The following is a 26,488-nucleotide window of genomic DNA, read 5'->3' on the forward strand; positions in this document are numbered from 1 at the left end:
CAAAAACATACTAGACACTTTAAATAAATCAAACTAAAATATTTCATTTTGAAATTAAGCAATATTTTCCAAATCGTTTTTTAAGCTAAATTTTTAAATAACATTCTAACTTACTACATTATATGAGAATAGTCCTAGCAGGAACAGGAAGTGCAGTTGGAAAAACCACAATTTCAACAGGCATAATGAAAGCATTATCAGAGGAGCATCAAATTCAACCATTTAAAGCAGGTCCCGACTATATAGACACATCATATCACACCCTTGCAACAGAAAACAATTCAAGAAACCTTGATTCATTCTTTATGTCTGATGAACAAATAAGAACATCCTTTGAAAGAGGTTTAAAAACATCAAAAGCTGATTTTGGAATAATTGAAGGTGTTAGAGGACTTTATGAAGGAATAAGTCCTATTGAAGATGTGGGAAACACAGCATCCATTGCTAAAGCCATTGATGCACCAGTTATACTTATTATAAATGCCCGAAGTTTAGTTAAAAGTGCGGCAGCAATTGTAATTGGGTTTAAAACCCTTGATCCAACTATAAAAATTGAAGGTGTGATTTTAAATCAAGTAAAAAATAAAAAACACTACCTTAAGACCAAAGAAGCTGTTGAAACCCTTGCAAAAACGGATGTAATAGGTGGAATACAGCGGGATGACGCAATAAAGGTTGAACAACGTCATTTAGGGTTAGTACCTGCTGTTGAGCGTGAAAATTTACTTAATTATATAGAAAAATGGGGAGAAGTTGTTAGGGAGAATATAGATTTAGATGCATTCATGGAGATAATGAAGAATGCTGGAAAACTTCCTGAAGGAAGAGAAGACACATGGCATCAGGAAAACCATAAAAAAGTTAAAATAGGCGTAGCTATGGATGAAGTGTTCAATTTTTATTATACTGAAAATTTAGAAGCACTAAAAGCTAATAATGCTGAAATAATTCCATTTAGCCCCCTTCACGATGAAGAAGTTCCTGATGTTGATGGTATTTACTTTGGCGGCGGATACCCTGAAATATTTGCAAAAGAGCTTGAATCTAATGAATCAATGCGAAAATCAGTTCTTAAATTTCATAAGGATGAAAACCCAGTTTATGGGGAGTGCGGAGGACTTATGTACCTTACAAATGCTATAAATGGCAAAAAGATGTGTGGAATTTTTAATTACGAGTCAACAATGACTAAAAAAGTCCAGGGATTAAGTTATGTAATTGCAGAAGCTCAAAAAGACAATGTGATAACCCAGAAAGGTGATATTTTTAGAGGGCATGAGTTCCACTATTCAAAAGTATTGTTAAATGGGCAAAAACCAGAATTTGCATTTAATATACTCAGGGGAAAAGGAATTGAAGGTGCACAGGATGGTTTAATGAAAAATAACACTCTTGCAAGTTATATGCACACACACACTGCAGCATGCCCACAATTTGCATCAAATTTCACTTTAAATGCAGGAAAATAAAATGGTCATGATATTGGGGATTTAATAATGAAATTAGCGGTTATAGCTGAAATTGCCCCTGCAAAGGCATTTGTACCCATACTTGAAAAAATTGATGCCGAGATAATTGGATTAACTCATGGAACGGGTGCAGACACGTTACTTACGAAATATTGCACTGAAATGCATCATATAGGTGAAAGCAGAGGTAAAGGGGCAGAAAAAAGGTCAAAGGCCAAAATCGCCAGCCTTGTTTTTGAGGATGTTATAAGCACGATAAGAGCTTTAAAAGGCAAAAAAATAGACCTTCTTTTAACCTGTGGAAATGCAGGAGATGTTAGAAAGGGAATTATTGCCTCAAAATTTCTTAGAATTCCGGATTTACATATAGAACAGGATTTCTACAATCCTATAGAGATGATAGCATTTTCAAATCTGCTAACTGTGCCCTCCGATCATTATAAAAATTTTTTAGCTCAAAATTATGGAATATTTAACTCTAAAGTCATTGGAGGATATCCAATGGCCTCTTATGTAAATCAAATGCAATTAAAAGACCCTGAAACCGTTAAATCTGAGCACAATATTGAAGATTTCATATTACTTGTTTTTGGAGGGGATGTACAGGGAAAAGGCATTCCCCAGATAATAAAAAATGTTGAAAAACTGGATAGAACTGTTTTAATTGTACCATTCCGCTTTGATGCAACTTACATAAGAAGCTTGATCAAATCTCCAAAATTAAAGGTTTTAGATGGATTTGTGGAATTATTAAGCATTATGAATGCATCATCGAGCATGATATATGGTGCAGGGATGGGTTTAACTATAGAAGCGGGTGTTCTTGGTGTTCCATCTATTAAATTAGCTGGATTTCACAGGCAACATGCAAGTGTGGACCTTGCAAGCCAAATTGGCATTCAAGTAGCTGAAATAGATGAAATACATAAATATATCCATGAATTAAAGGATCCAAATGGAAAATGGCTGGTTAATGACGGTAAAAAAGCTGTTTTGAATGTGATAGATCTTATAAATAATTTTGAAGCTTTAAAAGGTGAAAAAGGCGGTATAAAAAGCTTTAGAAAAATTTGGAATGCCCGATCTAAATTTAGATAATTGATATATGTAGTGCTCCAATTACGTGCTTAATATGTTTTAACAGCATTTATTTTAAGTTAATCAGATAAATAAAAACTGATCTTTGATTCACATCATTACAACAGTTTTTACGAGTAAAAAAGATTTTTTACTGCATTAAGCATTATATAAATAAATAAAATCCCTAAAAATAATTGCCAGTGATACTGGATCTTTGAATTTTCATTAATTTTAGTCAGATACCATATCATTGAAGTAAAAATCAATATCATTGCCAGTAATAATAGACCCGCGACTATTGGTCCTCCAATATTCCCATTTATAGTTCCGTATGTCGCAGTAACGATTAGATCTAAAACAGAAGAAATAAGGAGCAAAAACAGACCAATATAACCCAACATGGGAATTGCACTGTCTGATAAATCATTTAAAGACACTGAAACTGTTTGGTTTTCCTTAAATTGGTTTAACATTTCAAATAGCTTTTTAGTATTGGATTTACCGTCCACACTAATTAGAAAATCTCCATCCATCATATCTTCATCACAGATAACTCTTATCCAATTCCATTTTCTTTTATTGGATGGATTTTTGTAACTATACTGCTCAATGGACTTAATATTCGAGGGTTTCAAGATAAAGGATAGTTTTATAAGATTGTATTGGCTACCCATGACATATTTCTTAAAAGAATTCTTTTCAACTTCAATTGAGCGGTATAATAATTCATTTCCTTTGAAAATGACTTCCCCACTGGAAAAGTAAGTTAATGGTAGTTTATTTGTTTTTGGAAAATCTTCAGGCGCAGGATAATTGTAAAAAAACTTATTTTTAAAAGTACCACTCTTTATAATTTCATTATAGAGCTCTAAATGATCAATGGTACTTATCCATATTGTTGGTTTTAAATCCATTTTATGAACCTTTCCTTTATGCGTAAATTCATCTTGAGAATAATTGAATTATCTTTAGATTTCATTTCTTTTCTATTTAATATAAATATTTTATTATATCTTTTTATTAATAGTATTGGCCAATATATGGTTTAAAAAGCTTTAAATGAGTTACCACTTCTTTTTAAGTTTATAAATGCCTTTCAAATTGTTATTTATTCATCTCTCTTTTTGCAGCGTGATTAATAACCCATATAAAAACATTGTCCCTCAAGATTAAATCAAAAAATACTTATTATATTAAAAAAATAGCTACAGCCGGTGATATAATGGTTGTAAAAATAGGAATTATTAAATGTGGTAACATAGGTACCTCTCCAGTAATTGACTTATTACTCGATGAGAGGGCAGACAGACCGAACATAGACACTTGTGTAATCGGCTCTGGAGCTAAGATGAACCCAGAAGAAATTGAAAAAGCTGTACCATTAATGTTAGAAATGGACAGAGATTTTGTTATATTTATAAGCCCAAACCCTGGTGCACCAGGCCCTGCTAAAGCAAGAGAATTATTAGCTGCTGCGGATGTCCCTGCAATCATTATTGGTGATGCTCCAGGACTAAGATCCAAAGACGAGATGGATGAACAAGGCTTAGGTTACATAATCGTTAAAGCAGACCCAATGATCGGTGCAAGAAGAGAATTCCTGGACCCAACTGAAATGGCATCATTTAACGCTGATGTAATTAAAGTATTAGCATTAACTGGAGCATACAGAGTAGTTCAAAACACCATCGACGCAGCTGTAGATGCTGTTGAGGCTGGAAACGCTTTAGAATTACCAAAAGTTGTAATCTCCCGAGACAAGGCGGTAGAAGCTGCAGGATTTGCAAGCCCATACGCAAAAGCAAAGGCAATGGCTGCATACGAAATGGCAACCAAAGTAGCTGACATAGACGTTGAAGGATGTTTCATGGTTAGAGATGCTGAAAAATACATACCAATTGTTGCATCAGCTCACGAAATGCTCGGTGCTGCTGCTAAATTAGCTACAGAAGCAAGAGAAATCGAAAAAGCTAATGATACTGTTGTAAGAACACCTCACGGTGGAGACGGTAAAATAGTTTCAAAAGTCGACTTAATGGCTAAACCACAATAAATTATTAAATAGCGGTCTTCGGACTGCTTACCATATATTTTTTTTTAAATTAGGATTATTTTGCTCATTATTGTACTTAATATCTATAAACTCTGTATTTAAACAGATTTTAGGTAATAAGTTATTTTAATTTTGCGTATAAGTTATGCAATATATTTATTATTTATAGTTTAGTAGTTTAATAACATTCATTAAAAAAGAGGATTTTAATTTGTTTAATAATGATGTATTAATTGCAGCAGCCTTTTTTATCAATTAAGTATATAAGGTTGAAGTTAATAACTTAACCAATAAACATGATTTGGATTTTTATTTAATTTAAAAAAATGGACATTCATTAATTGAACCAAAATTGATTTTATCGTGATTATAATGGCTAGAAATACTGAACAGAAAATTATAGAATCCGCTTTAGTAGTATTTGCTAAAAAAGGATATACTGGTGCTACAACCAGATTTATTGCTGAAAAAGCAGGATTTAGTGAACTTACTTTATTTAGAAAATTTAAAACAAAAGAAAATCTTTATAACAAGGTTTTAACTCAAAATATGGAAAAACTCAAAGATGAATTAGAAATAATTTTTGTTAACATGGAGAACAAATTTAAAGATCCTAAAGATTTTACAAGGGCTTTAATTACAGATATTGCTAAAATAATTGAAGATAACTTTCAGATCATTTATTTAATGAATAGTGATATAAACGAAGAATATGAGTCCTTTAAATTTGAATTCATCACTTTAATAAGTGAATTTATGAAAAAAAATCTTAAAAACGATGAAATTAATTATCAAACATTTGCAATTACTATTTTTTCATTTGTATACATGAGAAGCCTTTCAAAATATAAAGGAAGTGATTTTGTGGACTTTGACGATGTTCTGGAAAGTTTTATAAAAAATTCTACTCTATGTATTTGATTAAAGTTTGATTTTTTATATTTCTTTTTAAATAATTTTTTTTTAAATTCAGCTTTTAGATTTTCTTTTTTTTATTTTAATAAAATGTTGTCATTTCTTCCCATTTATTTTATAAAACTTTATATATACGTTAGTACCTACATAGGACTGGTTAAACATGTAATTACTTAATAAAGATGTGAAAAGGGGAATTAAATGAAAAAAAATCTGTTTTTAGTAAGTGTGCTGTTATCCATGGTTTTTTTGGGTCTGCAGATGGCCGAACCAGTTGCAGCAGCACACCCGAAATTGATAGACACATTTAAAGTATACCATCCTGGCGGGCAAGGCGGTGACATGACAAAATATAATGTTTACAAATACAGTACTCGCCACGTATACGTAAAATCATATGAATACGTATATAATGCAGCTACAGGGAGATATACACGTGTTAGCAGTAGTTGGGAAGATATATACAAATTTAAAAACTCTAATTTGCTTAAAATGACCAGTCCAAATATTGAAGATAATGGTGTAACTAGATATTGGTTTAATACACATTGGAACGATGTAGGATTCTATAAATATGTATATAAACCAAATGTGCAAAACAGAGTTAATCCTATGCATTGGCAAGGCTATGTGAGCACTACTTCTACTTAAAATTAATTATTTAGTTAAAAGAAGCGGAATAAAGATACTAATTAGTTATATAGTGGCTTTAAAGCTTCTTTTCAAATTTTTTTAATTAACGGAGAAATAAAAAATGAATACAAAGAACATAATAATGATTATAGGACTTATTCTTCTTTTAACTTTTTCTTTTGGATGTACTTCACAGTCAAACAATCAAACAAGCAGCAGTGGCGTTAAAGAGCAAGTAGTGGGAGTAATTACGTTCACTGCTGACTCTAATGTTTCACCGAATGGCCTTGTAGCATCTAACGGTGTAAAAGTCATTTCAACAAATGGAGAAACTTTGTCACGTGAAGTTAAAGCATTTTCATTACCAGATAACACCCAAAAAGTGATTATAGAGTATTATAATGTTAGTGCGCTTCCTAATCTTAACGGAACTATATATATTTCAACAAATGAGAAAGCACTACCTGCAGATCAAAATGTAACAACTGATCAACCTCTTTTAGGCAATATGATAGATGAAAGTCCCCAAGTTTTCAGGGATTTTGTTCTATTCAATGGAACATTGCCAGATGGTAAATTTGAACTAAATGCTATTGGAGCTAAAAGTGTATATTTAGAGTCACGCTGTGCTAAAGGAACTTTTAAAGTCATAGCTGTTTTAAAATAGTTAAAATTCAGCTTATAAATTAAAAGGAGTGAAAAAATGTGAAAAAACAAATCGTAATGCTAGCGTTTGCATTTATCACCGCTTTAGTGTTATGTGGTGCCGTTTCAGCTGTTGATATAAATGTATTGCCTGGACAAACTATAAATGATGCAGTAGATGCTGCTACTGACGGAGATAACATTTTTGTATATGATCAGGCAGGCTCTCCATACACTTACACCGAAAATGTTGTGGTGAATAAACCAAACTTGAATATCGCTGCTAAAGGTAGTGTAACGGTCACACCATCCGATAACACAAAACCAGTGTTTGAAATAGCTTCATCAGGTGCAGGATCATCTATAACTGGATTTACTTTAACTGGAATTACAAGTAATGAATATGATTCCTATGGGAGGCCTAATAGTCATGTTTTCATAGATTCAGATAATTGTAAGGTTAAGGGTAACACTGTTATTGGGGCTTTAGTACCAAATGATGGAGTAATAGTCACCACAGGCGGAATAGATGTTTGGATGGGGAGAACGGGAAATCAAATCACTGGAAACACCCTAAAAGATGCATCGATCGGAATTTGTGGGGCGACCTATAATGAAGTGTCTGGAAATACATTAACCAGCGCTGCAGCGAATCCAGGTATTGCTGTTGGGCCTTTAGATACAAATTATAACACTGTAAAAGACAACACTATCTCTGGTTATAGCACAGGAATAAGAGTGTGGGATTCAACAGGTAACCAAATAATTGGAAACAAAATCCATGGAGAGGGTACTGGAATCAGTTTAATGGGTAATGTGCATTCATTAATGGCAGATAATATCATATCTGACTGCAGTAGGTATGGAATCTTAAGTAATGATGAACATATGTCTTATAGGGGCAACACCATCACTAATTGTAATATTGGCGTATATCTAGATAAAACTGAAGCTATCTTTGTCACTGGAAACACCCTACTAAATAATGCTTTATATGGAATATATCTAAGGGGAGCATCTTTTAGTGAAATAGCCAATAATAAAATAAGTGGTAGCCAAATTGGGATTCTTGTAGATGAATATGTTGATAGTTTTGGAAATATGTTTCCATCATCGGATAACCACATCACCGACTGTAACATATTTAATAATGGGGACGGAATAGTTTTCTCATCTTTATTTACCAATCCTTCTGGAAATGCGGTTAATAGCAACAGAATTGCTTATAATACAGCTTGGGCGTTGGTTAATTATTCTGATGAGACTGTTGACGCAACTTATAACTGGTGGGGTTCAAATAGCAATCCTTCAAGCAAGATATATGGTACGGGGCCTGTTAAGTATGATCCATGGCTGATTTTAAAAGCATCTGCTCCAAATGGAATATATTCAGGTGGTTTTGCTTTAATAACTGCTTCTCTTAACCATGCTTCTGATGGATCAATCCCTCAGATTACAGCTCCAACTGGAATAAAAGCTTTATTCAGCACTGATAATGGTATTATTGGTTCTCCAAGGACTACAATTAATGGTGTGGCTACATCTGTGCTTTTATTTACAAATCCGTGGGATACAAATGTTCAAGTCAAAATCGACGATGAAACAGTGAATTTAAAATTAGCTAATATCCCTCTTCTTTTAGATTTAGTCAAGGTTAAAAACTTCAAAAAATGGAAGGTGCACTATCTTTACTTTGTAAAAATCATTGCTCCTGATGGACAAATAACTACAAAAATCTTCCGAGGCGATTTAAGAGGTTATAAATCCCGAATTTTAAATCTGGGTAAACTTCCACGTGGTTCTATAATACAGATATCTTCTTTTATTACAAATAAAAACCGTTTTAAAAGAACTATTAGCCTGGTTAATTCAATTATTAAGCCTAAATGGAAGTGGAATTTCCAGTGGATTTACGAGAGGAATGTTGGAGCATCACCTGGAAGATTCTGGAGAAATCTGGTGATTAGATCCACACAAATCAGTATTTAAAAAAAATAACCTTCTTTTTTCATTTTTTGTTATTAGGTAAATTAGATTTATTCTAATTATGAAACTACTAATAAATTTTTATTAGCCATGAGAAAATATGATTCATAAATTATTCTGTTATGATATTGTATCTTAATTAGTATTCATTTATATACTAGTTATTATCTATTTTAGAGTATGATTTCATATGAAATAATGAATATGATATGAAGAATTCACAAATGGATTAAAAACACGTTATAATACTGATATTATCTTATTATGTATTTTAGGGGATTAGAATAAAGAAAGCATTTAAACATCTATTTGATAGCAAGATAAAATTTAAGGATAATTTTAGAGGATTAAATAATGACAAGGTGAGTTAATGAGAACAAATAAAGGATTGATAGTAGGAATAGCAGTAATAATAATCATTATTGTAGCGGCAGGAACATATGCATTTATGCAGCTGTCTGGAACTCCAGCATTAATTACAACAAATAATTCGGTAAATTATAGCTCTGATAATCAAAGTAGTTCTAACAGCACAGATCATGATCAAGGTAGTTCTAATAATGATCAAGGTAGTTCTACTAGTTCAAATAGTTCAAAAGCAGCTAAATCAGGATATACAAATCCATCAAGTCATACTCCTTCAAATGTTGTTGAAAATATAAAATGTCCGATGTGTGGAGGTAAAGGCACAATAACACGTGATAAAATAACAGGTTATACAGATTATTTTGATCCACAGCATAATAAATCATGGAAAATTCCAATTATTCAAAAGGTAACTGAAACATGCTCTACATGTCATGGGTCTGGATATGTCCAAATTGAAATTAAACGATAAATAATGGTTATTTTTTTATTTTTATGCAATGATTTTGAATCCTTAAACTTAATAATAATATTTTAAGTTATAATTGAGTTTATTATTACCATCAGTTAATGCTGCAGTTTTTATTAATTCTTATTTCTAATAAATATAAATAGAATTAAATATTTGATCTTTAAATAAGTCATAGATATGGTGAATTTATGATAGAAAAACTAATCGAAAGATTTTTTGAAGCTGCAAGCATGCAGCGATGGAATGACCATATAAGGCCAGTTGAATTAACAGAACTGGACAAACAAGCCCATAAAATGACTATAGCATATGTACTCGCCAAAATTGAAGAGGATAAAAAAGTTGAAGGACATATAAAATGGATAAATCTTATAGAGGGCTTTATTTTTGATTTTCTTTACAGATTAGTTTTAACCGATATTAAACCACCAGTATTCCACCGTATGATGGCAGAAAGAAGAGAAGAATTAAATGAGCATGTTTTAAAAGAGCTTAACGATGATTTAGATGCTTTTGGAAATAAAGAATTCCGCCTGAAATTCGAAGAACATATTTCAAGCAACGAGAATACTTTGGAACGCAGAATTCTTCGGGCTGCACATTATTTGGCTACAAACTGGGAATTTAAAATTATATATAATTCCGCACCATTTGTCTATGGCATTGAAAAGACAAAGGAAAGTATAGAAAACCAGATAGAGGATCATTATGACCTTATTGGTGTTCAAAAAATATTGCTTGGAAAGAAATCATTTGGATTTATAGATCTCTGCGGTCAGCTTAGATTTCAAAAAAGATGGGCTCATTCGCCGCGAATTCCAGAAACATCAGTTTTAGGGCACATGCTGATAGTGGCCATTATGGCTTATTTAAGCACCATTGAAATGGAAACGGTTCCATGTAATAAAAGAATTTATAATAACTTCTTTGCGGGTTTATTCCATGATTTACCTGAAGTTTTAACTAAAGACATCATTTCTCCAATTAAAAGGGCGGCAGACCTTGAAGAACTGATTAAAGATTATGAAAATGAACGTATGAAAGAAGAAATACTGCCCATACTTCCTAAACCCTGGCATGATGAAATGAAATATTTCCTTGAGGATGAATTTGAAAATAAAATTAGAAAGAAGGGTAAACCTCAAAAAGGGGTTCTATTTAAGGATTTAAGCAAGAAATATAATAAAAATGAATTTTCACCACTTGACGGGGAACTTATTAAAGCATGTGATAAATTAGCGGCATTCGTTGAAGCAAATCTATCTATTGAATATGGTATTAAATCTAAATTCCTCCTAGATGGTAGAGAAAATATATATGAATTATACAATGGTAAGAAAGTTTCTGGAACTGATTTTGGAAGGATTTTTAATTATTTCTATAAAAAACAGTGGTAATTTCAGCGTATTCTCCTTAAAACCATCTAAACAATTGATATATTCTTTTTTATAAATATGGTTTAATATTTAGTTAATGTAATAAATACTTCCTATTTAATTCAAAAAAAACAAAACAGCATCAAATAAGTAGTAATGACTGAGAAAGATTTTTATAATGTGAAAGTAACAAATATGTACCATGACAGATGAAAGCGGACAAAAAATTATGGACGCTGCCTTAATAGTATTCGCTGAATACGGGTATAAAGGAGCAACCATTAAAGAAATTGCAGAAAAAGCAGGTTACAGTGAGTTAACCCTGTTTAGAAAATTTAAAACCAAAAAAACCTTTTTGAAATGGTTTATATTCAGAGTTTTAACAATTTGATGAGGGATACAGAAGTAGTATTCAATGTTAAAGCTGAGGATCCTGAGGATTTTTTAAGACAAGTTATCGTGTTTATGGAAAGGATCACAGATGAAAATTATGAAGTAATCCAGTTAGGCACATATAATAGAACTGATGAAGCTGAACCTGCAATGACCGAGTTTATGGATAATTTTGCAGAATTTCTCAAAAAGAATATTCCAAATAAGGAGGTAGATCATATGGCGTTGGGTCTAAGTATCCAGGCATTTGTTTTTATGTATAATATTAATAAACGCCATTTACATCAACTTGGAGTTGATTTGGGAGATGCTTTAGAAGGATTCATACATAATGCTGTTAGAAGCGTTCGAGAATAGGTTTTATTTTTAAATTAATCTTTATTTTTTATTATTTAGAAATATACGCACTCTTATGTTAGTATCGGTTTGAATTTTTGGCTTATTTTTTCTTTTTTTGAAATATTTTATAATATTGCCTTAAAATCACTGTTTTTTTTTGAATAACCGAAAATGATATTATGTATGACCTATTATCATAATTTAGGTAAGAAAACCACGATTAGGATGTATATTCATAATTCATGGATACTGATGATCTCAATTGGAACTTAAACATTAAATTAGGCATGAATTGTCACTGTATTTTTTATTACAAATACTCTCAAAACTTGAATATACAGATTTAAGGTATTATAGAGAGGTATGATTTATTTCAACTAAATCAGCATTGGAAAAACCAGAAATAAAGGAAAATTTAATTGAAATACACTTTAAATTAAATTTAAATTTATATGGGAGGAATTAAGCTGAATCAACATGATTTTCAAGAATTATATGATGATTACACTCAGATGATGTTATTTACAAGTTCTAATAAACTCAAGCTTGAAAATATCCAAGAAGAGGTTGTTGAAATACAAAAAAGCTACATTGAAATTTTAGAAACCTCAAAAAATCAGGAAGAATTATTAAATTCACTTAAGGGACTTAAATCACGATTACCATTAATTAAAGAGGAAATTAAAACTGTTTTATATAAATTTGACAGAATCAGTGATATGATGCATCTTATAGATGTAATGATAGCTGATTATTATGAATTGGATATTGAAATAGATTTATATGAGTTGAATGGGATGGAAAAGGATTTATTTGCCATAAATGATGAATATGGGAAATTTAATGGGTTAAAAACTGAAATTGATGCATTAAATAAAGAAATGGCTGATAAAATAAATGAATTTTAGCCAAATTCTTATATTGCTTACATTTATTATAAAACGCCTTTGGTACTGGGAATTATATCATGCTCTATCTTTGAGGCATCATTTAAAGCTCGGGCAAATGCTTTAAATAGGGCTTCTATTTTGTGGTGGTCATTTTCTCCTTCTACTTTAGCATTTATATTAATTCTAGCGTAGTTTGCAAATGATTCAAAGAAGTGTTCCACATTTTCAGTGCTTAAATCGCCAACTTTGGCCTTTTTAAACTTGAAATTTAATACACTGTAACTTCTACCGCTTATATCTACTGCAACTGTTGCTAAAGCATCATCCATAGGGATTATGGCATGTGACATCCTTTTTATTCCTTTTTTATCGCCTATTGCACTTTTAAATGTTTCTCCAAGAAGTATTCCCACATCTTCTACTGTGTGGTGGTCATCAACACTTAAATCTCCATTTGCTTTAACTTGAAGGTCAAAGAACCCGTGTCGTGCAAATGAATTTAGCATATGGTTAAAAAAGTCAATTCCAGTATCTATATGGGATTTTCCTTTACCATCAATATCCAGGGATATTTCAATATTGGTTTCAGATGTCTTTCTTTTCATTTTCTTGCTTCTTTTCATCATTATCCTCTCTTATTACATGAATAGCTCCTTCAGGACATTTTGAAGCACATATTGTGCATACATGACAAAATTGTAAGTTTGTGGCCATTGCTTCTTTTTCTACATTCCATATTTTAGCTCCTTTGGGGCATGCTTCTTTACATATCCCGCAGCCAGTGCATTTTTCTTTGTCTACTTCTATTCTCATTTCTACAAATCCTATTTTATATTATTTATTCTGGATTAATTATATTTTAATTATATCTGCTGAAACAGCCTTAAATCCGATAAATATATTTTCACCTAAGCTTAAATCAAGTTTTTTTCTTGATAATTCGGTTATATCTACCCTAATGGGAATATTATCTATATCAACGTTAAGGCGTACCATATCATTTTTAAATCTCATTTCAGTTATATTACCTTCAAGCATGTTCCTAACACTGGATTCTTGAGGGGTTAATGTTACAAATATATCTATGGGACTTATTAAAATTAGGACAGTATCTCCTACTTTAAAGCCTTTTAAAGCTGAGAGGATTATTTCTTCTTTATTTAAAGTAACATACATTACTTTTTCTTCTTGGTCGATACTGGAGATTGTTCCTTCTATTTCGTTTACTTCAACGTGTTTTTTGAGGATTCTATTCATTTTCATGAATTTGTGTAAAAGTTCCTCTCCAGAGAGAGTGAGCTTACTGCTTCCCCCTCCGCCTTTTCCACCTCTTTTAGTTACCACGATTGGCGAACCTAACTCATTTTCCATGATTTCAATATTTTTAAGCGCAGTCCGGTAAGGAATTCCAGTTTCATTTGAGGCTTTCACTATAGAACCACATTGGTCTATACATTGAAGGAGTCTGGATTTTTTATTATTTAAAGAAACTAATTTATCTCCAATTTCAATTTCCATATCTAGTTTATATTTTGGCTTTTTTTCTAAGTCTGCCATGTTGATCATCTTCAAGATTCATTTGAAGTTTATTACTATTTATTTATTTTGCAAACCTTTCTATAAATTTAACTACTTTTTCCAGTACTTTAGATAACGGACCTAATTTTACCATGTACTTCCTCATTATGCGTACATCATCCTTTTTAAATCCTCCAAAGAGTGTTAAGGCAATTATATACGCAACGGGGGATATAATTATGGCTGTAATTAAGCCATAAACATCTTTGGGTATTATAAAAATAATTAATCCCATTACAACAGAAGCTATACCAATTCTCGCAAAATCTAGATAAGGTGGCTTAATTTCAGTTATATGGAAGGTTCTCCACACAATCGCAATCATTATAATGAAGGCAGCGATAGTTGTAGCTACTGCAGCACCTATAAGTCCATAATATTGAACCATAAAATAATTCAATGTAATGTTTATTACAGTTCCTATAAGGAGAATAACCATGGGAATTCTTGGATGTCCAATTCCCTGAGAAATACTGGATGAAACCATAAACAAAGTATAAAATGTCATACCTATAACAAGAATGCTCAGGGCACCTGCACCATAGATGTAATTTGACCCAAATATCAGGCTTAAAATAGGTTGAGCAAATATGGAAACGCCAACACAAATTGGTAGAACAGTTAAAATAACATAACGATATGATTGAGTAACGTAGGTCTCAAGGAGCTTTTTGTCCTTTAAACTGGCTGCTTCAGATGCTGCGGGGAGTATTGCAGCAGCTACAGAAAGTGAAATGATTAAAGGTAATCTTGCTATGGGATCTGCTACTCCATAGTACCCTGCATCTTTAGCAGTCATATATCTACCTATCATAAATGTACTAACATCATATATGGCTAGTTCTGAGAGTCCTGTTATTGCAACAGGTATTGAAAACGTTAAAATTATTCTTGCAAGGCCTAATTCTTCTTTTAAGCTTAATTTATTTTCAGGAGCAGGTTCTGGGAAATATTTCCATAGATATTTCCTAAATATTATAACTGCAGTTATTGCAGATGCTAAAAATCCTAATCCAGTACCAAGAACTGCGCCTGCAGCATAAAAACCTAATGATACAAGTACCACGGCGAATATGATGGTGAAAATTTGTTCAGCGGCTCTTGTGACTACTATAAATTCCATTCGGTATAATCCCTGGAAAGATCCCCTAAAAGCACCTACTATGACACTAAATGGAGTTATAAGTGCAACAGCTTGAAGAGGATATGCAACAGCAGGTTTATGGAACCAGTTAAGAGCTATCCAGTCTGCAGAAAAGAAGATTACAAGAGCAAAGAAGATACCTAAAATGGACATGATTTTTAAGGATGTAAAAATCACCTGCCGTGCCATTTCATCTTCGCCTACTGCTTTATGCTGTGCCACGAATTTTGCGACTGCAGGGGGGATTCCAGCGGCTGATAAAATCTGAAAAATTCCCTGAAAGGGTAATGTCAGTACTACAAGACCGTAACCATCAGGGCCGAGTAATCTACTCATTAAAAACCTGTAAATTAAGCCACCTATTCTGAAGAATATGTAGCTTATCATTATGAGGAAACTTCCCTTTAATATCTTTGAACTTGCCATTAACTCACCAAAATTAAGCATCGACGGATGTACTACTTTAATTTATTTTATTTCCTTTAATCTATATTAATTGTAGTTATAAGTGTTTAAAAAACGTTTTTTAAATTTAAGATAAAATTTTATACTTCAATCTATATGGAATGGATACTATTTAAAAGCTTTATTTAATAATTTTTAAATTTTAAGGAAATTAATATATGAATTTATTTTTAAATACGCGTCTTTTAATTATTTTCATATATGAGGATTATAAATGGCGGAATTTGAATAAAAAGGTATTTATAGCAGCAAATAAAATGGAAAATTTTAAATAGGCATTTAATGTTAATATCTCTATTTAGTACTTACTTAAGGGGATTTTAAAAGAGGTGATCAAAATTGAATAATAAAGCAATTATTGGAATAATGGCAATGCTGATTTTAGTGGTTTTAGCATCAGGTTGTACATCTACATCTGCTAATCAGTTTACAACTAAGGATTCTGCAGGGAAAGAAATGTCATTTACTATTCCTGCAGGATGGACATTTGAGGAAAGAGCACCAGGCATGGTGGTAAGTGGTGAAACAAACAAAACCAACCACACAGCAGTAACTATCTCTAAATTGCCTACTAATGGGGCCTCACTGGAAGTTTTAAAAAATAATGCTACCTATGTTAAGACAGGAAAAATAGTATCTGAAGTTAACCGTACTGTAGACGGGGTTCAAGCCTATGAAATTACCACAGATCAAATGGCAGGGGCATTAATAGGGAAAATAGGTGAAGCAAAGGACATAATATTTATAAAAAATGGAAATGTGTATAAAATCTCATTCTTTACTGGAGGAACGCTTCAACAGATCCAGCAAGACATAGATACTATTGTAAACAGTTTTAAATCAACATAAAAGGGTTAATATAGTTCTAATCTTTTTATATCCCTTATTTTTTTATTTATCTAAATGCTCTGCAAACTTTTTTACTGTTTTCTGGAGAGTTTTAAACCCATCTTCGTCATCTTTTACGCCATCAAGTGTGTCCTTTGACCAGAATGTGGCTCCTAAATTTGCTCCCCATGCCCCGCCGCTTACGGGTATTGCTCCAGTAAGCACGTAGTATGTGATTATTTGTTGTATTGCAAGTTCTTGGCCTCCGGATCTATCTCCACCTACTGCAATGGCCATTCCAACTTTATTTCTTAAAAAATCAATATCTACAGCACCCATTGCTCGTGTTCTATCCATAACGGCCTTTAATTGTGCGCTGATTCCTCCATTATAACAGGGGGATGCCATTATTAGTCCTTTACAGTCTTTAAGAAGGCTGTAGACTTCATACATATCGTCTTTTTTAATACACTCTTTTTCTCTTAAACAGTAGTTGCAGTGCATACACCCGGCGATATCTTTTCCTCTAATACTAAAAAAGCTTGTTTCATGGCCTTTTTCTTCCAGCATATTTAAAGCTTCATTTAAAACATAATATGTTGCTTGTTTTCTTGGACTTCCGCATATTCCTACAATCATAATAACCCTCGGATCATATTATGATTCTTAAATAGATAAAAGTTGTTAATGGAAATATTTTAGAAAAAATAGAAATAAAAAAGAGTTTATTGATGAAATAAATGAATTAAATATTATTTTTCAATAACATTACTAACTTCAAAATCTTCAGAAACCCACAACCCTACGATATTTAAATCTGGAAATAAGGATTTAATTCGATTTACAGCAGCGTAAATATGTTTTTCATGGGTTAAATCATTAACTGGATTTCCAACACAATCATAATGTCCAACAATGAATACATTTTCAGAATCATGAATATCAACTGTAATCTGTACTTTTTTAATGATATTTTGGATATTAGAACTTTTATCAGCTAAAAATCCGTTCATTCCAGGTTCTGTTATCATATCCACGTATTTAATGTTGTAATTTTCCATTATCCATTTTATCACGGGTAGCTGTACTCTCCCGTCCATGCAGTTTAGGCAGGTAGCGAAGGTCATATTTATTCTCCTATGTCTCGTTATTGGTTAAAAAAGAATTATATGTAGAAAATATTCAATTAAATAAACACTGCAAAATCTTTGATTTTGAGCGTTAAATAAAAAATAGAATAAGCATAGAATGTTCCATACTTATTAAATGTAATTAAACAAATTATTATTAGATTGACTCGTCTTCATCCATTGCAAGTCTCATTGTGTCTGGGTCTTGAGGCATGTGTTCTAAGAAGTCTTCAGCTGAACGTCTTACATCTCTTGAGCCTATGATGTACCTTCCAACAACAATGATGTCGGCACCGCTTGTAAGTGCTTTATTCACCTTATCTGGGGTTACTCCGCCTGCAACAGCAACAAGTCCGTTTTTATTCAGGAGTTCTTTGATCTGGTTTATATTACCCCATTCGGTAACTTCAGCCATTTCTTCGCCTCTTTCTGTTGCCATTGTTTCTAAATCAACATTTCTGTGTAACAAAACAATATCTGGCTTGTATTCTAGGGATTGAAGTTTTTCAACGAAGTTGTCAACATTCATCATATCTAAGATGGAGTATATTCCCTGTTTCATTGCTTCATGAACTGCTTTTTCTATGGATTCGATGGTTCCCAGTCCAGAGATTGCTACAGCGTCAGCTGTTTCATCTGCAGCCATTTTTATCTCTATTCTTCCTACATCAAGGGTTTTAAGGTCTGCAATAATGAATGCGTCTTGTCTAAGTTCTCTGATCCTGCTTATAACTCCAACACCGAATTTTTTAACCAGTGGTGTTCCAGCTTCAAGTAATATTCTTTCACGGTTGGGAAGACTGTTTACAATCCTTTCTACTTCGTCAAAGTTATCTAAATCAAGTGCAACCTGTAAGTATGGTGGTTTCCATAGTCTTACTACTTTAAAGCCCATTATGGCATGTGCACCACGGTCTTTTTCAGCTAAAACCTTTTTAGCTGATGGGTAGTCTTCCATTGCTCTTCTAATTGCTAATTTTGTTGCCCCATAGTTGTACTGGTAAATTTTTCGATAATCTTCAGCTTCAGGGTGTATGAACACGCTTGCAAGGATTACTATGTCTTCTACTTTATCTTCGGGGATAAGTCCTTCTTCTACTGCATCTGCAACAGCTCTACCTACTGCGGTTTGTGCTGGGCCGAAAATCTTGTTTGCATCTTCTAAACAGCCGACTGTGACTTTAGGAATAATTAATGTCGCTGGTTTTGTCATTAAATTTGGTCTAATCACTGAAAGAAGTGGTGTGTGACCAATTGAAAGCTGTGTTAAGCCGTTTGTGAATGCGGTCCCTGCAGGGCCATTTTTATCTCCAATTACTAAATCAACATGAGCTATTTCATTGCCATTTCCAATTAGGGCTTCGCCAATAAGATACATAATTTTAATCCTCCATATTAATCTCAGATAATGTATAAATAAAACAATATAAATATAGTTTTAGTTTTTTGGATATCTTATTGTATTTAGAAATAGGCTGATAGATTATATTGACGCTTGAGTTAAGAAAAAATAAAAAAAGAATAATTTCCTCTAAGAAATTATTTTTATGTGGAAATTTATCTTGTACTTGTTCTTGTTACTGTGTGGTATAGCCATCCGTATTTCCATTTATATCTCCACTTGTACTTCCATTTTCCGTGGGATTTAAACCATTTTTTACGCCAGGACTTGTACCATCCTTTCTTGTAACGAACTTTAACTGTGTAGGTGTATGTACCTGCATTTACTTGATTCGCGATGTTTACACTTGTTGGAATTGGTGCTTGGCTGTCTAAAGCTGCTGAAGCTGTTGCAACTCCTGGAGTTGAACCTGCTGTTAATGTAGCTGTTGCTTTACCGTTTAGGGTTTCTCCGGGGTTGTTTATAGTTCCAAGGTTTGTGGTGAATGTAACTGGTATTTTATCTGGGAAATGTTCAGTAGCAGGGTGAACACCTCCTGCTGAGTCGTGGGTAAAGTCTGCTGTAATTGTCGAAGTGCCACCAGTATGGATGGTTGTTGGAGAAGCTGTTACAGTCATTATTAACCATGGACTGTAATTTACAGTATGTCCTCGTCCATTAAAGATTTTACTGCTTGGATCGGCATTTGAACCATACCAGTTGTACTGTGCGTCTAATGTACCTGAACTTAAAAGTGAAATTGCTTCATTAGTAGATATGATCCTGTTGAAGTTGATACGATTATCAGGAGATAATGAATAAATCCCTGTTCTGGCGGTTATGCTGTTTTCACTTATGTAATTACCGTTTACAGTATCTATATACATTCCATATGCTGCTGTGGATGTACTTATAACTGATAGTATGTTCCCTACAATAAGGTTATGTGAATCACCTATTAAAATTCCATAGGCACCACTTGTTGGCGTGCCTATAACGGTTATTGTGTTTTCAGCAACGGTGTTGTGATCTGCAGCAGTATTAAGCCAAATTCCATATGCATCGCTGCTTCCGGCGGCTGTTATTATGTTTTTAGATATGACGTTATCTGCTGCATTTCCCAAAATGACTGTTTCACTATTTCCTGAAGGATCTGTAACTCCATTTAGCGTGTTATCATGTATATAATTGTTGTTTCCACTTATTTGAACTGCTATTAAACTACCACTTATGGTATTTCTAAGAATCTGACAGTTATCTGCACTATTAATGTCTACTCCGATACCTGTAGGATTGTTTATGGTGAATCCTTGGATAATTGAATCACTTCCAGGTGTAGTAATCATGAAGCTTGTGACTGTTGCTGTTCCTGCCCCTGTGGGGAATATAGTTAACCTTTTGTTAACCAAAATGTTTTCATTGTAGGTTCCAGGATCAACTTCGATTGTATCGCCATCAATAGCATGATTTACAGCATCTTGGATAGTTGTGGATGTGTATACAACTGTTCCACCTCTAACTACTCTTGGGTCAGGTAATGCTGTTGATTGTGCTGTATTCTCTGTACTTGTAGTGTCTGCAGGGTATGAATTTGAATTTTGATCATCTAAAATCGTTGTACTGGATGAATCTTCAGCTGAAACGGCGCCTGCAAACATCAAAGCAAATGATAAAGTGATTAAGATTATTATTGCTTGTTTTTTGATTTTTTCACCTCCTTTATAATTTTCCATTAATTTTGGTGATTACAAAATATGAATCCCATAAGTCTGTCAGTACAGACACCCATATAAAGTTTATTATATAAAAATACGAAAAAATAGAAATTAATTATTAATTATACAAAAAAACATTCTTAAAACTTAATTTAAAAAAAGGCAAAACTAATCTCTATTTTGAAATAAATCAGAAAAATACTTTATTATGAGCAAATACCCAAAGCTAGATTATCTATAAACTTTTCTATGGCCTCATCCATGTTAAAAACGGCACGCCCATGATATTTCTCACCAGCAAGCGTATATGTAAAGGATAGTATTGTCATTGCAAATATGGGATAGTCAATGGCATCATTCTTTAAATTGTCTTCAAGATGTTTACTAAGAAGGCCAACCCATTCAATCATAAACGGTTCAGAAGGTTTACTTGTTTCTTCCAGTATTAAATGTATAATTTCATAGTTATCATCACAAAACGCAGCTAGATCCGTTACAACAGTATTTAGAAAGTCTTTGGGGGTTTCACATATATAATCCTTAAATATACAGGCAAAATCCTCTTTAAGCTTGTCTATATATTGAACTGCCATCATATCATAAAGATTTTTTTTAGTTTTGAATTTCCGGAACAAAGTCTTCTCATTGAACCCTGCTTCTTCTGCAATGGCTATAGTAGTAGCAGATTCATATCCTTTTTTTGAAAATAATTTTAAGGCAGCATCCAAAATTTTTTGTTCAGTTTCATCTGTCATATAGTCAACTGTATTTTTTTAAGACTTTAAATTTTGTGAATTAATTTCAAAAAAATGATGGATTAAATGGGAATAATAAGTTATAATTGATTTTATAACAAAATAGCTTAAAAAAATTAATAAAATAAAAAAAGAGATGAAATATTTATTTAACCTGGAAGGTTATCATTTATATAGTCATCATATCCTTTAAGGTCAAGCATTCCATGCCCTGAGAAGTTAATTATAATGTTTTTCTCTTCTTTATTCTTTTTACATTCTAATGCTTCATCCATACCTACTTTTATGGCGTGACATGTCTCTGGAGCTGGAACTACTCCTTCACATTTAGCAAAAGTGGTACCGCTCTTGAATATGTCATTTTGACCTACGGAACGTGCCTCTATAATGCCTTCATGTAAAAGCAATGATACCTGCGATGACATTCCATGGTAACGTAAGCCTCCTGCATGCACAGATGGAGGTACAAATTCATGTCCAAGGGTATACATCTTGAGAAGCGGTGTTAAGCCTGCTGTATCTCCAAAGTCGTACATATATTCTCCTTTGGTAAGAGTAGGGCATGATGAAGGTTCTGCTGCAATGAACTTGCAATTAATCTTTCCATCGAGCTGGTCTTTAACAAAGGGGAATGTAGCTCCAGCAAAATTACTTCCACCACCTACACATCCAACAATCACATCAGGATCTTCCCCTATTTTTTCCATCTGTTTTTTGGTTTCAAGACCTATAACTGTCTGATGCAACATAACGTGGTTTAAAACACTTCCAAGTGAATAATAAGTACTATCGTCATTTAATGCATCTTCCATAGCTTCAGAAATTGCAATTCCAAGGGAACCAGGATGGTTAGGGTCATTAGCTAATATTTTTCTTCCAAATTCAGTCTTATTACTTGGTGAGGGTATAACTTCTCCATCATAAATCTGCATAATTGTTTTCCTGTAAGGTTTTTGTGTAAATGAAACATTAACCATGTAAACAGTACAATCAAGACCAACTAAAGAACATGCTAAAGATAACGCTGTACCCCACTGCCCTGCACCTGTTTCTGTTGTAAGACGTTCTACTCCATCTTTTTTAGCATAATATGCTTGTGCAATAGCAGTATTAAGTTTGTGACTTCCTGTTGGGGAATAATCTTCTCTCTTGTAATAAATCTTTGCAGGAGTATCTAAGTAATCTTCAAGTCCTTTGGCTCTAAATAGTGGACTTGGTCTTCCCATCATCTTATAAACGTTTCTTACTTCTTTTGGAATTTTGATCCATCGATCTTGTGACATTTCCTGCTCTAAAACACCTTTAGAGAATATTTTTGGCAAACTCTCCAGTTGTTTTCCTTCTTCAGTCTGATCTGGTGCGGGAAGTTCTACTGGTAAGTCAGCAGCTATGTTATACCATTTTTTTGGAATTTCTTTCTCTGATAACGTAACCTTATACATTTAATCACCATTTATCTTTGTATAAAATTATATACATTATGTACTATTTAAACCTTTATTGTACAAATATATACATTAGATTGTTTTTCTAAATTAGTATTTTTCTTAAATTGAGGGTTTATTATATATAAACATCTGGAAAGCTAAACTTTAAAGCCGTTTTCACTTGTAATTTCATACTATTTTCTTTTTTATGATGCATTTTTTAATTTCAAAACGTGAGCGACTAACTATGACGTTTTATTGATTGGTGTATTCTAATGAGGAGGAGAGAAAAATGTTTGAAACAAATAGAAAAATTACAGTCGTAGACGAACCCATATTCCAAGATTTTTGTATTGAGAGAGATATAAGAGAATCAAGTATTAAAGGTTATAAATATGCTTTACAGAAATATTCAAATTTTACAAACAAGACTTTAGAAGAATTAATTGATGAAGCAGAAGAAGAAAACGACTCAAGTATAAAATTACGTAAACGTAAAATTACTAAATATTTAAGAAATTATAAATTAAGACTTGAAGAATTAGATATGGCTGATAAATCTAGGAAACAAAATATGGTTTTAGTAACATCATTCTACAGGTATTTTGATATAGATTTACCTAAATCTAATGGGAGAAAGTCCAGAAATTTACGGAAACTACAAACAATAGATGATTTGCCTACTATGGATGAAATCCAAAGATTTCTTGAATATTGTAATAGTACATATAAAGCGATAGTATTAACAGGTTTAAGCTCTGGAATGGGCAGCGCAGAAAAAGCTAGTTTGACATTTGAACACTTTTTTAAAGCAATAGATATGTTTCCTTATCCTGAAACCTTACCAGAAATTATAGATAAAGCTAAAGCAAAAGGAAATATAGTACTTAAATGGTATATTATTAGAATCAAGACAGGTAATCCATACTTTACGTTCAGTAGCCCTGAATCTTTAGATCGTATAATAATTTATTTAGAAGAGTTACATCATAAACACCCAGAATATAATCCAAAGCCTAAAGATCGATTATTCAGGAGTATATATTCAAATAAACCTCTTAAACCGAATAATATGTGTAGCATGTTTAATTATATAAATAGAACTAAGGGTTTTAGACGTGTAGATAATCACTATGTAATAAAGAATCACACCCTACGTAAATATTTTGCAACCACTCTTGAAAATATGAAAGTTCCGCACTTAACCACTAGAAAGTTAATGGGTCATAATATAGATTCAGTTACTAATACATATTTCAAAACAGATGTTGAAATTCTTAAAAAAGATTATTTAGAAGCATTAGATAAATTAACAACAAATAAGGTTCAAATAAAGGTTATAGATAAAAATCAAGAACTTAAAGATGAGTTTGATAGTTTAAAGGCACTTGTATTAAAAAGTGGCAATTTATTTCCAGAACAGAAAGATTTATATCTTAAAGAAGAGTTAAAAGAACAGTTAGAGTTTGATAAAAGATATGCTAATGATAAAGCATTTAGAGAAGATTTACTAGAAAAAGAACGAGAATACAAACTAAATTTGATAAACAATGGGTATAATAACGCTGTTGGATAATGAGTGAAAAATGCTACAAATAGTAGCAACATCACTACTTTTTTTTAAACTATCCTGACAAAACATTTAGAATTTTTTCGACTTCCAGATCCATTTATTTTCCTAAAATATAGACACTGTATAATGATGATAGTGTAAAAAGAATATACTTTCAAAGTATCATTAACCATCCACATTCAAAGAATTTTCAGATCATTAAGTTTAGGTTCAACCAAAATCATGATAAATCATGATAAATGGTAACAAAGGTAACAAAATATTTGCATTTTTAATTCGGAGAAAAAAAGTTTTAAAATAGACTAAATAATTTTACGAATTGAAATCACGATTTTTTTGTTACTTTTGTTACTTTTAGAATATTGGTGAAAGGGTGTTTCATGAAATAGTAAAATAGAACTAAGTCCTAGAAGGGCTTAAGATGGTATATAAAGAAGTATTTGATTTATAATGGTCTTAATATATTGGATGAATTCTTATTTAAAAGCTTAAAAATGTTTAATAGTTGAATATAGAAATTAAAGGTCGTATAGGATGTTTTTAAATTTGTTTTTATAGCTGATAGTCTAAGCCAATGCACCGGACAAACGTGTTTTTGAAAATTCTGTAACTTTTGAAAATTAATATACGGTGATTTATAATGATTTATCATGATACATTTGTATCTGTTTTGACATAAAACTTAATGCTGTTAGATTCTTTCTTTTAATCTGTACCTCTCGAAAATATAAGTTTTTATTAAATGGATACTTCGGTTACTTTATTTAAAATCACTATCAACATACAGCGTTTATTTAATTGAAAGAATTAGTATAATAAGTGGTTAAGTTTTAATGTTCTATTTGTAATGTTTCATCTATATGTAATAGTTTATTTTTAGAGTTCTTTTCAGGTTTAAAGTGGTAGTATAGATTTTTTTCTGGAATAGTGGGAGTTAAAGACGCTGTTTATTTTTTGTGTGGTAAGTACACCTGTATTACACCTATTAAAGAATAGTCTTACCTTTTTTAGTGGTTCTATTTTATACTTTAAGAAATAGCTATTAAAATTATGCAATTAAACCACTATTAAACTGATAATTATCTTATGACTTTCAATTTAATTATATATCTTTGTTTTTATATCCTTATCTTGTAATATCTCAAATTAGGTCTATTGGGACATCGGTATGTCCGTATAGCATAAATTTAGAAAAAATGAAGGGTACTATCAATAATAAGACTTTTTTAAAAAAACTGGTTTAACTTAAAGTAAATGATATTTCCAATTAATTTAATTACTTGTATAATTACCTTTATATACTAGTTTAGTAAAATTGCAAGTGTAAAAATCATTATAAATCATTATAAATTATTTAATTATTTTTTTACTACTTTTTAGAATCTTTTAATGCTAATTTGATTAACCAAATAAGAAGATCATAGACTATAAAGAAAAGGTACAACCACCGACCAGCTTAAAAAAAGCCAAGTATACCCCTCATAAATACCTCTTTCTAAACATTTATACCATAAACCACCTTAAAAATCGAGTGTCAGAAAGATATATGATAAATAAAACATTAAAACCCTTATTTATAATTCATTCTATTTTAATATCAGTTTTAAACTTTATACCACCACTGAATTAATGAAAAATATACGATTCAAGCTTTTTTTATAAATTTTATATTTTTTTAGATTATAAAATTCGATGTCGAGTTGGTTACATTAAATTATCTTTACACCATAAAATTATAGGACTTATGATCATAAATTCTTTTTAATTAAGTCTATCTTTAAGTATTCTACATCAGTTTATATTTTTTAGCTTTTTTCATCCTTCCTCATCAACAGGGTCTTATTTTTTGGTACTTTTTCAGGTTTTTTAAAATAT

At 31.9% G+C, this 26,488-nt stretch carries 25 protein-coding genes; 14 read left to right on the top strand and 11 right to left on the bottom strand.

Annotated features, from left to right (window positions below; genetic code table 11):
* Positions 1-122 precede the first annotated feature (122 nt).
* On the top strand, positions 123-1,469 hold the full coding sequence (gene cfbB / locus HZC47_00865) for a Ni-sirohydrochlorin a,c-diamide synthase (protein ID MBI5679439.1): 1,347 nt from the start codon (positions 123-125) through the stop codon (positions 1,467-1,469).
* Between the two features lie 27 nt (positions 1,470-1,496).
* Positions 1,497-2,567 (top strand): hypothetical protein, encoded by a 1,071-nt coding sequence (locus HZC47_00870; GenBank protein MBI5679440.1) that lies wholly within the window; start codon positions 1,497-1,499, stop codon positions 2,565-2,567.
* 110 nt (positions 2,568-2,677) lie between these two features.
* Here the strand turns inward: HZC47_00870 and HZC47_00875 are convergent, their stop codons facing one another.
* A complete protein-coding gene (locus HZC47_00875) occupies positions 2,678-3,463 on the bottom strand; it encodes a hypothetical protein (protein ID MBI5679441.1) in 786 nt (261 codons plus the stop codon).
* A 308-nt stretch (positions 3,464-3,771) separates the two neighbouring features.
* Here HZC47_00875 and HZC47_00880 point away from each other — a divergent pair, with 308 nt between their 5' ends.
* From HZC47_00880 to HZC47_00925, 10 genes are all read left to right on the top strand, one after another.
* Positions 3,772-4,602, top strand: coding sequence for a F420-dependent methylenetetrahydromethanopterin dehydrogenase (locus HZC47_00880; GenBank protein MBI5679442.1), 831 nt, complete (start codon positions 3,772-3,774; stop codon positions 4,600-4,602).
* 372 nt (positions 4,603-4,974) lie between these two features.
* The gene (locus tag HZC47_00885; GenBank protein ID MBI5679443.1) at positions 4,975-5,523 is read left to right on the top strand and encodes a TetR/AcrR family transcriptional regulator; all 549 of its coding nucleotides are present in this window, start codon (positions 4,975-4,977) and stop codon (positions 5,521-5,523) included.
* A 195-nt stretch (positions 5,524-5,718) separates the two neighbouring features.
* The gene (locus HZC47_00890; protein MBI5679444.1) at positions 5,719-6,168 is read left to right on the top strand and encodes a hypothetical protein; all 450 of its coding nucleotides are present in this window, start codon (positions 5,719-5,721) and stop codon (positions 6,166-6,168) included.
* Between the two features lie 103 nt (positions 6,169-6,271).
* A complete protein-coding gene (locus tag HZC47_00895; protein MBI5679445.1) occupies positions 6,272-6,817 on the top strand; it encodes a hypothetical protein in 546 nt (181 codons plus the stop codon).
* A gap of 38 nt (positions 6,818-6,855) precedes the next feature.
* Positions 6,856-8,784, top strand: coding sequence for a right-handed parallel beta-helix repeat-containing protein (locus HZC47_00900; protein ID MBI5679446.1), 1,929 nt, complete (start codon positions 6,856-6,858; stop codon positions 8,782-8,784).
* A gap of 367 nt (positions 8,785-9,151) precedes the next feature.
* The gene (locus tag HZC47_00905; GenBank protein MBI5679447.1) at positions 9,152-9,619 is read left to right on the top strand and encodes a hypothetical protein; all 468 of its coding nucleotides are present in this window, start codon (positions 9,152-9,154) and stop codon (positions 9,617-9,619) included.
* Between the two features lie 188 nt (positions 9,620-9,807).
* Positions 9,808-11,016, top strand: a complete 1,209-nt coding sequence (locus HZC47_00910) for an HD domain-containing protein (protein ID MBI5679448.1) — start codon at positions 9,808-9,810, stop codon at positions 11,014-11,016.
* Between the two features lie 181 nt (positions 11,017-11,197).
* A complete protein-coding gene (locus HZC47_00915) occupies positions 11,198-11,386 on the top strand; it encodes a helix-turn-helix transcriptional regulator (protein ID MBI5679449.1) in 189 nt (62 codons plus the stop codon).
* Positions 11,386-11,745, top strand: a complete 360-nt coding sequence (locus HZC47_00920; GenBank protein MBI5679450.1) for a hypothetical protein — start codon at positions 11,386-11,388, stop codon at positions 11,743-11,745. Before HZC47_00915 ends, HZC47_00920 begins: the two co-directional genes overlap by 1 nt.
* Positions 11,746-12,179: 434 nt before the next feature.
* Positions 12,180-12,635, top strand: a complete 456-nt coding sequence (locus tag HZC47_00925; protein ID MBI5679451.1) for a hypothetical protein — start codon at positions 12,180-12,182, stop codon at positions 12,633-12,635.
* Between the two features lie 26 nt (positions 12,636-12,661).
* On the opposite strand, the gene hisB is transcribed toward HZC47_00925, so the two are convergent.
* The 4 genes from hisB to HZC47_00945 all read right to left on the bottom strand — a co-directional run bounded on the left by hisB (position 12,662) and on the right by HZC47_00945 (position 15,765).
* Entirely contained in the window at positions 12,662-13,240 is a 579-nt protein-coding gene (gene hisB / locus HZC47_00930) for an imidazoleglycerol-phosphate dehydratase HisB (protein ID MBI5679452.1), read from the bottom strand.
* On the bottom strand, positions 13,203-13,430 hold the full coding sequence (locus HZC47_00935) for a 4Fe-4S binding protein (GenBank protein MBI5679453.1): 228 nt from the start codon (positions 13,428-13,430) through the stop codon (positions 13,203-13,205). The genes hisB and HZC47_00935 overlap by 38 nt, the downstream gene beginning before the upstream one ends.
* Positions 13,431-13,469: 39 nt before the next feature.
* Entirely contained in the window at positions 13,470-14,135 is a 666-nt protein-coding gene (locus HZC47_00940; protein ID MBI5679454.1) for a TOBE domain-containing protein, read from the bottom strand.
* A gap of 82 nt (positions 14,136-14,217) precedes the next feature.
* Positions 14,218-15,765, bottom strand: coding sequence for an oligosaccharide flippase family protein (locus tag HZC47_00945; GenBank protein MBI5679455.1), 1,548 nt, complete (start codon positions 15,763-15,765; stop codon positions 14,218-14,220).
* A gap of 378 nt (positions 15,766-16,143) precedes the next feature.
* Between HZC47_00945 and HZC47_00950 the strand changes: the two genes are divergently transcribed.
* Entirely contained in the window at positions 16,144-16,653 is a 510-nt protein-coding gene (locus tag HZC47_00950; protein ID MBI5679456.1) for a hypothetical protein, read from the top strand.
* Between the two features lie 42 nt (positions 16,654-16,695).
* On the opposite strand, the gene HZC47_00955 is transcribed toward HZC47_00950, so the two are convergent.
* From HZC47_00955 to HZC47_00980, 6 genes are all read right to left on the bottom strand, one after another.
* A complete protein-coding gene (locus HZC47_00955; GenBank protein ID MBI5679457.1) occupies positions 16,696-17,271 on the bottom strand; it encodes a flavodoxin family protein in 576 nt (191 codons plus the stop codon).
* Positions 17,272-17,384: 113 nt separating this feature from the next.
* Positions 17,385-17,765, bottom strand: a complete 381-nt coding sequence (locus HZC47_00960; GenBank protein ID MBI5679458.1) for a hypothetical protein — start codon at positions 17,763-17,765, stop codon at positions 17,385-17,387.
* A gap of 154 nt (positions 17,766-17,919) precedes the next feature.
* A complete protein-coding gene (locus tag HZC47_00965) occupies positions 17,920-19,140 on the bottom strand; it encodes a bifunctional 5,6,7,8-tetrahydromethanopterin hydro-lyase/3-hexulose-6-phosphate synthase (protein MBI5679459.1) in 1,221 nt (406 codons plus the stop codon).
* A gap of 179 nt (positions 19,141-19,319) precedes the next feature.
* A complete protein-coding gene (locus HZC47_00970) occupies positions 19,320-20,876 on the bottom strand; it encodes a right-handed parallel beta-helix repeat-containing protein (protein MBI5679460.1) in 1,557 nt (518 codons plus the stop codon).
* Positions 20,877-21,064: 188 nt separating this feature from the next.
* Positions 21,065-21,613, bottom strand: coding sequence for a TetR/AcrR family transcriptional regulator (locus HZC47_00975; GenBank protein MBI5679461.1), 549 nt, complete (start codon positions 21,611-21,613; stop codon positions 21,065-21,067).
* A gap of 149 nt (positions 21,614-21,762) precedes the next feature.
* The gene (locus HZC47_00980; protein MBI5679462.1) at positions 21,763-23,055 is read right to left on the bottom strand and encodes a TrpB-like pyridoxal phosphate-dependent enzyme; all 1,293 of its coding nucleotides are present in this window, start codon (positions 23,053-23,055) and stop codon (positions 21,763-21,765) included.
* Between the two features lie 277 nt (positions 23,056-23,332).
* Between HZC47_00980 and HZC47_00985 the strand changes: the two genes are divergently transcribed.
* The gene (locus HZC47_00985) at positions 23,333-24,616 is read left to right on the top strand and encodes a site-specific integrase (protein ID MBI5679463.1); all 1,284 of its coding nucleotides are present in this window, start codon (positions 23,333-23,335) and stop codon (positions 24,614-24,616) included.
* Positions 24,617-26,488: the final 1,872 nt, after the last annotated feature.

Origin of the sequence: Methanobacterium sp., assembly GCA_016222945.1 — an archaeon.
Taxonomy (GTDB): Archaea; Methanobacteriota; Methanobacteria; order Methanobacteriales; family Methanobacteriaceae; genus Methanobacterium_D.

Bases quoted from the DNA above. Each gene is read 5' to 3' on its own strand.
- HZC47_00920 (MBI5679450.1), top strand. From the start codon at position 11,386: ATGAGGGATACAGAAGTAGTATTCAATGTTAAAGCTGAGGATCCTGAG.
- HZC47_00980 (MBI5679462.1), bottom strand. From the start codon at position 23,055: ATGTATAAGGTTACGTTATCAGAGAAAGAAATTCCAAAAAAATGGTAT.
- HZC47_00935 (MBI5679453.1), bottom strand. From the start codon at position 13,430: ATGAGAATAGAAGTAGACAAAGAAAAATGCACTGGCTGCGGGATATGT.
- hisB (MBI5679452.1), bottom strand. From the start codon at position 13,240: ATGAAAAGAAGCAAGAAAATGAAAAGAAAGACATCTGAAACCAATATT.
- HZC47_00945 (MBI5679455.1), bottom strand. From the start codon at position 15,765: ATGGCAAGTTCAAAGATATTAAAGGGAAGTTTCCTCATAATGATAAGC.
- cfbB (MBI5679439.1), top strand. From the start codon at position 123: ATGAGAATAGTCCTAGCAGGAACAGGAAGTGCAGTTGGAAAAACCACA.
- HZC47_00890 (MBI5679444.1), top strand. From the start codon at position 5,719: ATGAAAAAAAATCTGTTTTTAGTAAGTGTGCTGTTATCCATGGTTTTT.
- HZC47_00895 (MBI5679445.1), top strand. From the start codon at position 6,272: ATGAATACAAAGAACATAATAATGATTATAGGACTTATTCTTCTTTTA.
- HZC47_00885 (MBI5679443.1), top strand. From the start codon at position 4,975: ATGGCTAGAAATACTGAACAGAAAATTATAGAATCCGCTTTAGTAGTA.
- HZC47_00965 (MBI5679459.1), bottom strand. From the start codon at position 19,140: ATGTATCTTATTGGCGAAGCCCTAATTGGAAATGGCAATGAAATAGCT.
- HZC47_00905 (MBI5679447.1), top strand. From the start codon at position 9,152: ATGAGAACAAATAAAGGATTGATAGTAGGAATAGCAGTAATAATAATC.
- HZC47_00975 (MBI5679461.1), bottom strand. From the start codon at position 21,613: ATGACAGATGAAACTGAACAAAAAATTTTGGATGCTGCCTTAAAATTA.
- HZC47_00910 (MBI5679448.1), top strand. From the start codon at position 9,808: ATGATAGAAAAACTAATCGAAAGATTTTTTGAAGCTGCAAGCATGCAG.
- HZC47_00970 (MBI5679460.1), bottom strand. From the start codon at position 20,876: ATGGAAAATTATAAAGGAGGTGAAAAAATCAAAAAACAAGCAATAATA.
- HZC47_00870 (MBI5679440.1), top strand. From the start codon at position 1,497: ATGAAATTAGCGGTTATAGCTGAAATTGCCCCTGCAAAGGCATTTGTA.
- HZC47_00985 (MBI5679463.1), top strand. From the start codon at position 23,333: ATGTTTGAAACAAATAGAAAAATTACAGTCGTAGACGAACCCATATTC.
- HZC47_00875 (MBI5679441.1), bottom strand. From the start codon at position 3,463: ATGGATTTAAAACCAACAATATGGATAAGTACCATTGATCATTTAGAG.
- HZC47_00880 (MBI5679442.1), top strand. From the start codon at position 3,772: ATGGTTGTAAAAATAGGAATTATTAAATGTGGTAACATAGGTACCTCT.
- HZC47_00925 (MBI5679451.1), top strand. From the start codon at position 12,180: ATGGGAGGAATTAAGCTGAATCAACATGATTTTCAAGAATTATATGAT.
- HZC47_00955 (MBI5679457.1), bottom strand. From the start codon at position 17,271: ATGATTGTAGGAATATGCGGAAGTCCAAGAAAACAAGCAACATATTAT.
- HZC47_00915 (MBI5679449.1), top strand. From the start codon at position 11,198: ATGACAGATGAAAGCGGACAAAAAATTATGGACGCTGCCTTAATAGTA.
- HZC47_00940 (MBI5679454.1), bottom strand. From the start codon at position 14,135: ATGGAAATTGAAATTGGAGATAAATTAGTTTCTTTAAATAATAAAAAA.